General features: G+C 74.2%; 7 protein-coding genes. 5 read left to right on the forward strand and 2 right to left on the reverse strand.

Features of this window, described 5'->3' with window-relative positions; all coding sequences use genetic code 11:
* Positions 1-26 precede the first annotated feature (26 nt).
* Complete coding sequence (locus tag GA0115240_RS12490; RefSeq protein WP_093736752.1) at positions 27-998, forward strand: ROK family protein; 972 nt, start codon at positions 27-29, stop codon at positions 996-998.
* 623 nt (positions 999-1,621) lie between these two features.
* A complete protein-coding gene (locus GA0115240_RS12495) occupies positions 1,622-2,656 on the forward strand; it encodes an NUDIX hydrolase (RefSeq protein ID WP_093736753.1) in 1,035 nt (344 codons plus the stop codon).
* 130 nt (positions 2,657-2,786) lie between these two features.
* Here the strand turns inward: GA0115240_RS12495 and GA0115240_RS12500 are convergent, their stop codons facing one another.
* Positions 2,787-4,160, reverse strand: coding sequence for a dipeptidase (locus tag GA0115240_RS12500; RefSeq protein WP_093736754.1), 1,374 nt, complete (start codon positions 4,158-4,160; stop codon positions 2,787-2,789).
* A gap of 167 nt (positions 4,161-4,327) precedes the next feature.
* On the opposite strand from GA0115240_RS12500, the gene GA0115240_RS12505 reads away from it, so the two are divergent.
* Positions 4,328-5,566 carry a geranylgeranyl reductase family protein gene (locus GA0115240_RS12505; RefSeq protein ID WP_256069785.1) on the forward strand — a complete coding sequence of 413 codons (1,239 nt, stop codon included), beginning with the start codon at positions 4,328-4,330 and terminating at the stop codon, positions 5,564-5,566.
* 62 nt (positions 5,567-5,628) lie between these two features.
* Here GA0115240_RS12505 and GA0115240_RS12510 read toward each other — a convergent pair whose 3' ends face one another.
* Entirely contained in the window at positions 5,629-6,129 is a 501-nt protein-coding gene (locus tag GA0115240_RS12510) for a nitroreductase family deazaflavin-dependent oxidoreductase (protein WP_093736756.1), read from the reverse strand.
* 144 nt (positions 6,130-6,273) lie between these two features.
* Between GA0115240_RS12510 and GA0115240_RS12515 the strand changes: the two genes are divergently transcribed.
* Positions 6,274-6,984, forward strand: a complete 711-nt coding sequence (locus GA0115240_RS12515) for a TetR/AcrR family transcriptional regulator (RefSeq protein WP_093736757.1) — start codon at positions 6,274-6,276, stop codon at positions 6,982-6,984.
* A gap of 59 nt (positions 6,985-7,043) precedes the next feature.
* Positions 7,044-8,276, forward strand: a 1,233-nt coding sequence (locus tag GA0115240_RS12520) for a sensor histidine kinase (protein ID WP_093736758.1), incomplete at its 3' end; no start/stop codon positions are given.

Below are 8,276 nucleotides of genomic sequence, written 5' to 3' on the forward strand. Positions count from 1 at the left end.
GCACGACAAGAGGAGACCCCCGAGCGATGCACCCCTTCGGCGCGACCGGTCCACTGGTGGCCGCACTGGACATCGGCGGTACGAAGATCGCCGGGGCCCTCGTGGACGCGGAAGGCCAAGTGGTGACCCGGTCGCTGCGTCCCACGCCCGCCGGGGAGGACGGCGAGACCGTGATGCGCGCGGTGGCCGAGGTGGTGGCCGAACTGCGGGCCGCTCCGCAGTGGCCGGCCGCGGTCGCGGTCGGCATCGGCAGCGCCGGCCCGGTCGACGCGGCCCACGGCACGGTCAGTCCGGTCAACGTGCCCGGCTGGCGCGACTTCCCGCTCGTGCCCCGGGTCGCCGAGGCGGCCGGCGGGCTCCCCGTCGTGCTCACCGGCGACGGCGTGGCGATGACCGCGGCCGAGCACTGGCAGGGCGCCGCCCGCGGCTACGACAACGCGCTGTGCATGGTCGTGTCCACCGGAGTCGGCGGCGGCCTGGTGCTCGGCGGCACCCTGCTGCCCGGCCCGACCGGCAACGCCGGCCATATCGGTCACATCAGTGTGGACCTCGACGGGGACCTCTGCCCCTGCGGGTCGCGGGGCTGCGTGGAACGGATCGCCAGCGGGCCCAACATCGCCCGCCGCGCCGTCGACTCCGGCTGGCGGCCCCCGGCCGGCACCTTCCCCACCGCCGCCGCTGTCGCCGCTTCGGCACGCGCCGGCGACCCCGTCGCTCTCGCCTCCTTCAACCGCGCCGCCCAGGCCCTGGCCGCCGGAATCGCGGCCACCGCGACCCTTGTCGAGATCCACGTCGCCGTCATCGGCGGCGGCGTCGCCAACGCCGGCCCCCTCCTCTTCGACCCCCTGCGCGAGCACCTCACCCGCTACGCCACGCTCTCCTTCGCGGCCGGCGTCGAGGTCGTCCCGGCGAAACTCGGCACCGACGCGGGCCTGGTGGGCGCGGCGGCAGCGGCGGCGCAGGCACTGCGGCTGGAGTCCTTCACCTCGGTGGGGTAGCTCCGGCCGCGCGGGCGGTGGCGGGCGGCCGCCGGCGGGGTTGTCCGCCGCGGACGGAGGGCGGAGCGGCGGGGCGGCCGCCCCGGGCCGACCGTTGGGTCCGCGCGGCGGTCCGCCGTGCACGGATGACCGTTTTCCCGCTGTCGCCCGCGTCCGTCGTTTGCGGCCCGTCCGTCGCCGTCGGCAACGCGCCGACGCCGGCCGCCGGTTGAGCGGGTGAGGGCGACGCCAGCGCGCCGGCGGTTGCCGTGGGCGCTGTCCATCCCATGGCCCGGGCCGACTCGTGCTGGCGTCCGCGCCGACCGGACGCGCCCGGGCCGGCGGGGGTCCCTGGCGAGCGGGCCGACGGGACGCGGCGACGGATCGGGGGCGCGCGGCCCCGTTCGCGGTGCGTCCTCCTCCGCCGTCCTCCTCTGCCCTCCCGCCCTCCCGCCTTCCCTCCGTTCCCTTCCGTCCTCCTCCGTCCCGACGGGAGAGCCGTTCGCTCGGGCGCGGCGCCCGGTGGACCGACCGGGGCCGGGCGCGGACTCCGGTCACCTCGACGGCCGCGCCGCGGCGGGTGGCGCGTTTGCCGGGGGCGATGATCCGGGCAATTCGTAGGGGTCTACGGAGAAGGGGGCACCGTGATCATCTGGGTGAACGGGGCGTTCGGCGCGGGCAAGACCGACGCGGCACGCGAAATGCTTGACCTGATACCGGCAAGCACCCTGTACGAACCCGAGGTCGTCGGCACGTGTCTGCGCCAACTGCTGCCCGAGAAACGGCTCCAGGAAGTCACCGAATACCAGGAACTCCCCATCTGGCGGCGGCTGGTGGTGGAGACCGCCGCCGCGCTGCTGAACGAGGTGGGCGGGGTGCTGGTCACCCCGATGACCCTGCTGCGACAGGATCACCGCGACGAGATCTTCGGCGGCCTGGCCGCCCGTGGAATCGAGGTCCGGCATGTGCTGCTGGAGCCTGGAGAAACGATCCTGCGCGAGCGGATCGCCGCCCGCCGCGGACACCCCAGGGACGAGCAGGCCGACGACACCGCCCGCCGCTGGGCGCTGGACCGGATCGCCGACTACCAGCACGCACTGAGCTGGCTCGCGCTGGACGCCTATGTGCTGCCCACCGCCGGCCTGACCGCGCGGCAGAGCGCCCTGGCGGTGGCCGAGGCGGTCGGCCGCGGCGCCGGGGCCTGCGGCATCGTCCAGACCCCGGAGCCGCGCGCCGAGACCGTGGCCGCCGGGGTGCTGCTCTTCGACGACGAGGACCGCGTCCTGCTCGTCGACCCCACCTACAAGCCGGGCTGGGAGTTCCCCGGCGGCATCGTCGAGCGGGGCGAGTCACCTGCCCGGGCCGGTCACCGGGAGGTCGCCGAGGAACTCGGCATCGAACTCACCCGCGGCCTGGAACTGCTCGTGGTGGACTGGGAACCGCCCCAACCACCGGGCCACGGCGGCCTTCGGCTGATCTTCGACGGCGGCCGGCTGCGCGCCGCCGACATCGACCGGCTGCTGCTGCCCGACGCCGAACTGCGCGGCTGGCGGTTCGTCACCGAGGACGAGGCGGCCGGCCTGCTGCCGTCGCTGCGACTGGACCGCCTCCGCTGGGCCCTGCGCGCCCGCGAACAGGGCCGGGCGCTTCATCTCGAAGCCGGTCACCCCGCCGAATGAGACCCCGCTGATCATCGGCCCGGGCGCCACCGCGGACCGTACGGCGCCGCCCGCCCGTTCCCGCCGGCCGGCCTCTCCGGCGGCGGGGGCGGGCGGCGCGGCCCCCGCGGGCGCGACCCGGGTGATGCGCTCAGACGCCGAGGCCCGCCGACTGGGACACCGCGTAACGCCGCAGGAACAGCGCCTCCGTCAGCGACATCAGCTCGAACTCCTGCGGTGACACACTCTCGTTGACCGCGTGGATCTGGGCATCCGGGCCGCTCAGCCCGATCAGCAGGATCTCGGCCCGCGGGTAGAGGCTCGCCAGCGTGTTGCACAGCGGGATCGAGCCGCCCTGCCCCGCCACCGCCATGTCCTTGCCGTAGGCCTCCCGCATCGCCTCGGCCATCGCCTCGTAGGCCGGGCTGCTGGTGTCGGCGGCGAACGCCTGCCCGATGCCGCGCTGCTTCACCTCGACCTCGGCCCCCCAGGGCGCCGCCGACTTGAGGTGGGCGCTCAGCGCCTCGGCTGCCCTCTCGGCGTCGAAGCCCGGCGGAACCCGGACGCTCACCAGCGCCCCCGCGGCGGCCTGCACCGAGGGGGTGGCGCCCACCACCGGCGGGGCGTCAATGCCCAGCACCGTCACCGACGGGCGGGCCCACAGCCGGTCGCCGACGCTGCCGGTCCCGACCAGCTCCACCCCGGGCAGCACCTTCGCGTCCCGCCGGAAGTCCGCCTCCTCGTAGGTGAGTCCGGACCACCGGCCGCTGCCGTCCAGCCCATTGATGGTGGTGGCGCCGGTCTCGTCCCGCAGCGAGGACAGCATCCGGATCAGTGCGGCCAGCGCGTCGGGCGCCGCCCCGCCGAACTGCCCGGAGTGCAGATTGCCCTCCAGCGTGCCGACCCGGACGTCCATCAGCACCATGCCGCGCAGCGACGAGGTCACCGTGGGCAGGCCCATACGGAAGTTGCCCGCGTCCCCGATCACGATGGTGTCCGCGTTCAGCAGCTCCGGGTGCTGCTCGGCATAGCGCTCCAGGCCGCCGGTGCCCTGCTCCTCGGAGCCCTCCACGATCACCTTGATGTTGAGCGGCAGCCCGCCGTTCTCCTTCAGGGCCCGCAGCGCGGTGAGGTGCATCAGCAGGCCGCCCTTGCAGTCGGCCGCGCCCCGCCCGTACCAGCGGCCGTTGCGCTCGGTCAGCTCGAAGGGCGGCGACAGCCAGGCCGCCTCGTCCAGCGGCGGCTGCACGTCGTAGTGCGCGTAGAGCAGCACCGTCGGCGCCTCCACCGGACCTGGCAGGAAGCCGTAGACCGACTGCGTGCCGTCGGGCGTGTCGAGCAGTGACACGTCCTGGAAGCCCTCGCGTCGCAGCGCCTGCGCGACCCAGGCCGCGGCCTTCTCGCACTCGCTCCGGGGGAACTGGCGCACGTCGGCGACCGACGCGAACGACACCAGCTCGGCCAGCTCGGCCCGGGCACGGGGAATCAGCGACGCCACGGTGTCGGAGAGCGGAACGGAGGACATGAGGACTCCTAGCAGGGACGGGCGGAGATCTTGGGGCCGCGGGGCGTGTTGCCACCCGGGACGGCTCGCTGCCGATGGTGCCACAGCGAACTGTCGGCGACAGGCGCAATAGGATGCGGCTGAACAGCGAAGACAGCCGGACGGGCCGAGCAGGAGCGGAAACAGACGTGAGCGGTGAAGAGCAGCAGGACAGTGGTGCGGGGGACGAAGAGACCTCCTCGGTCTGGGATGTCGTGGTGATCGGCGCGGGCCCCGCCGGAGCCTCGGCCGCCCACGCGGCGGCGGTGACCGGCCGCCGGGTCCTGCTGCTGGAGAAAGCCGAACTGCCGCGGTACAAGACGTGCGGCGGCGGCATCATCGGCTACTCCCGGGACGCGCTGCCGCCCGGCTTCGAACTGCCGCTGCGCGACCGGGTGCACGCGGTCACCTTCAGCCTCAACGGCAGGCTGACCCGCACCAAGCGCTCCCGGCAGATGCTCTTCGGGCTGATCAACCGGCCCGAGTTCGACAACGGGCTGGTCGAGGCGGCCCGCGCGGCCGGCGCTGAGGTGCGCACCGGCACGACCGTGTCCCGGGTCGAGCAGCACGGACCCGGGGTCCCCGACCGACGCACCGTGGCGGTGGTGGTCACTTCCGACGGCAGCCGCACCGAAGAGATCGTCTACGCGCGGGCCGTGGTCGGCGCCGACGGCAGCGCCAGCCGGATAGGAGCGCACGTGGGTGTCAAGGTGGACCAGGTGGATCTCGGACTCGAATCCGAGATCCCGGTGCCGGCCTCCGTCGCCGAGGACTGGGCCGGGCGGGTGCTCATCGACTGGGGCCCGCTGCCCGGCAGCTACGGCTGGGTCTTCCCCAAGGGTGACTCGCTGACGGTCGGCGTCATCTCCGCCCGCGGCGACGGCGGCGCCACCAAGCGCTATCTCGACGACTTCGTCGCCCGGCTCGGCCTGGCCGGCTTCGAACCCAGTGTCTCCTCCGGCCACCTCACCCGCTGTCGCGCGGACGACTCGCCGCTGTCCCGGGGCCGGGTGCTGGTGTGCGGTGACGCCGCCGGGCTGCTCGAGCCCTGGACCCGCGAGGGCATCTCCTACGCACTGCGCTCCGGCCGCCTCGCGGGGGAGTGGGCGGTGCGCATCGCCGAGTCCCACGACGCGGTGGACGCCCGCCGCCAGGCCCTGAACTACGCCTTCGCGGTGAAGGCCGGACTCGGTGTGGAGATGGGGGTCGGCCGCCGCATGCTCAGCCTGTTCGAGCGGCGCCCGGGGCTGCTGCACGCCGCGCTGACCACTTTCCCGCCCGCCTGGCGCGCCTTCGCCGGGATCACCCGCGGCACCAGCTCGCTGGCCGAACTCGTCCGCACCCATCCGCTGGCGCGCCGCGCGCTGGGGGCCGCCGACCGGGCGTGACCGACCGTCCCGGGTCGTGGGGCGGGCCGTCGACGGCCCGCCCCACGACCCCGCCCGCGGCCTCACGCGCCCTCGGCGGGCAGGATCCGGAACACCGGGTGCCGGGGCGCTATGGCGCGCAGCTCCTCGTCGGTGGAATCCGGGCCGACTCCGTCGAAGAAGACACCCACCTCGGCCTTCCAGCGCTTGAGGTAGGCCCGCAGGACTACGGGCTTGTCGTCGTCGGAGACCTCGGCGGCGGCGAACTCCTCGACCTTCTTGCCCAGGAGCAGCTGGCCGCCGCCGGCCGCCCGCATGTTGTGGGTCCACTGCACATGGCCGCGCGGGGCCACCAGATAGCGCTGCCCGTCCACGGTCAGCAGATTGACCGGGGTGCGGCGCCATTCGCCGCTCTTGCGCCCCCGGACCGCCAGCACCCGCGATCCCCAGACGCTGAAGCCGCGCCGGGTCAGCCAGCCGACGCTGCGGTTGAGGACGTTGACCGTGATCCAGCCGGGCTTCTTGACGTGCAGGGCGTCCGCGGATCCCGCGGGCCGACCCGACTGCGTGGGCTGCTGCGACATGTCTGTCTCCTCTTTGTGTGAGCGGTGCTCTCGGTTGAGAACAGCCTGACACCGTGCGGAGCGGATTGCAAGAGCACCGCTCTCTTTTTATTCTGTCGCTCTCATCATTGATCGTCGCTCACTCCCTATGGCAGACTGGTGGCCATGAGCGTCATCCAGGGAGCCAGAGAACGGGCCCGCGTCGAAGTGACCGCGGCGATCAAAGAAGAGGCGCGCAGGGAGCTGGCCGCCGAAGGAGCGGCCCGGCTGTCGCTGCGGGCCGTCGCACGTGAGCTCGGCATGGTCTCCTCCGCCCTCTACCGTTACTTCCCGAGCCGGGACGACCTGCTCACCGCTCTCATCATCGACGCCTACGACGCGATAGGCGCCGCCGCCGAAGCGGCGCTCGCCGAAGCCGCGGCCGCGGAGCCGGCCGACCGCTGGATCGCGGTCTGCCGGGCCGCGCGCGACTGGGCCGTGGCCCACCCGCACGAGTACGCCCTGATCTACGGCTCGCCCGTGCCCGGATACAGCGCGCCCGCCGACACCATCGCCCCCGCCTCCCGGGTCGCCCTGGCGCTGGTCACCGTGGTCCGCGATGCCCACCGGGCCGGCCGGCTCGGCGAACCGCAGGGGCGGCCGCTGGCCAAGCCGGTCCGCACCGACCTGGCCCACCTGGCCGCCGATCTCGCGCCCGAGCTGCCCATCCCGGTCATCGCCGCCCTGGTCGCCGCCTGGGCCCAGGTCTTCGGCCTCATCAGCTTCGAGCTCTTCGGCCAGTTCCACCAGGTGGTGGAGGCCCGCGACCCGTTCTTCGACCAGGCCGCCTCCGCCCTGGCCTGCCAGATCGGGCTCGACGTACTCCCGGCGCAGTAGGCCCGCTGCCCCCCGCGGGTGGACGCGGCCACCCCCACCGGCGGTTTAGCGTGGAGCGCATGACGTACGAGGAGCCGCTCGCGCCGCCGCGCCGCTGGGCACCCGGCGCCGTGCGCCCGGTGTGGTTCCCGGCGCTGGCGCTGGCGATCATCCAGCTGATCGGGTCGGGCGTGGCCGGACGCCACCAGCCCCAGCGGGTCGCGCTGGACGCCCTCGGTTACGCGCTGCTGCTGGTCGGCCCCGCCCTGCTGCTCCTGCGCCGCCGCTTCCCGGTGGCCGTCGCCGCCGGAACCGGCGCGGTCACCCTTGTCTATCTCGTCCTCGGCTATCCCTACGGACCGATCTTCGCCTGCCTGGTGGTGGCCTTCTTCAGTGCGGTGGCCGCCGGGCAGCGCAGGGGCGTGGTGATCGTCGCCACCGTCGTCTACACCGGCCACGTCCTCGTGGGCGTCTGGCTCTACCGGTGGCTGCCGCCGGCCGGCGACCATCGGGTTTCCTGGCTGGAGGCTTCCGGAGCGGGGGCCTGGCTGCTCGCGGTGCTCGCCGCCGCCGAGCTGTTCCGGGTCCGCCGGGAGCAGATCACCCGGGAGCGCCGCGAACGCGCCGAGGCCGCCGGCCGGCAGGCCGACGAGGAACGCCTGCGGATCGCCCGCGAGCTGCACGATGTCCTCGCGCACAGCATCTCGGTGATCAACGTCCAGGCCGGCGTCGCCCTCGCCCTGATCGACGAGCGCCCCGAACAGGCCCGCACCGCCCTGACCACCATCAGAGCCGCGAGCAAGGAGGCGCTGGACGAGGTCCGCCAGGTGCTCGACACCCTGCGCGCCCCCGGGGAGGCCCCCCGCTCACCGGCTCCCGGTCTCGACCGGCTGCCGGAGTTGGTGGAGCAGGCCGGCTCCGTGGGCCTGACCGTCCGGGTCGGGGTGGAGGGAAGGCCGGTCCCGCTCTCCCCGGGCACTGATCTCGCCGCCTTCCGCATCGTCCAGGAAGCACTCACCAACGTCCTTCGGCACTCCGGCTCCCGCGCCGCTCGTGTCCTGCTGTCCTACCGGCCCGGCGCGGTGGAGGTCCGGGTCGACGACGACGGCCCCGCCGTCGCCGGCGGCGAGAGCGGCGGCGGAAACGGCCTGATCGGCATGCGCGAGCGGGCGGCGGCGCTCGGCGGCACGACCGAGACCGGTTCGGGCCCGGACGGCGGCTTCCGGGTACGGGCCGTCCTGCCGCTCGCCGTGATCGACGAGCCGGCCGGTCAACCCGGCTCGGGCGCCCCGGCCGCCGCCCACCCGGCCGCT

This window comes from Streptomyces sp. DvalAA-14, from assembly GCF_900091855.1.
In the GTDB taxonomy this organism is placed as follows: Bacteria; Actinomycetota; Actinomycetes; order Streptomycetales; family Streptomycetaceae; genus Actinacidiphila.

What these genes read in the sequence shown, in the direction of transcription:
- GA0115240_RS12490 (WP_093736752.1), top strand. Translation starts at nt 27, where the DNA reads ATGCACCCCTTCGGCGCGACCGGTCCACTGGTGGCCGCACTGGACATC.
- GA0115240_RS12500 (WP_093736754.1), bottom strand. Translation starts at nt 4,160, where the DNA reads ATGTCCTCCGTTCCGCTCTCCGACACCGTGGCGTCGCTGATTCCCCGT.
- GA0115240_RS12510 (WP_093736756.1), bottom strand. Translation starts at nt 6,129, where the DNA reads ATGTCGCAGCAGCCCACGCAGTCGGGTCGGCCCGCGGGATCCGCGGAC.
- GA0115240_RS12515 (WP_093736757.1), top strand. Translation starts at nt 6,274, where the DNA reads ATGAGCGTCATCCAGGGAGCCAGAGAACGGGCCCGCGTCGAAGTGACC.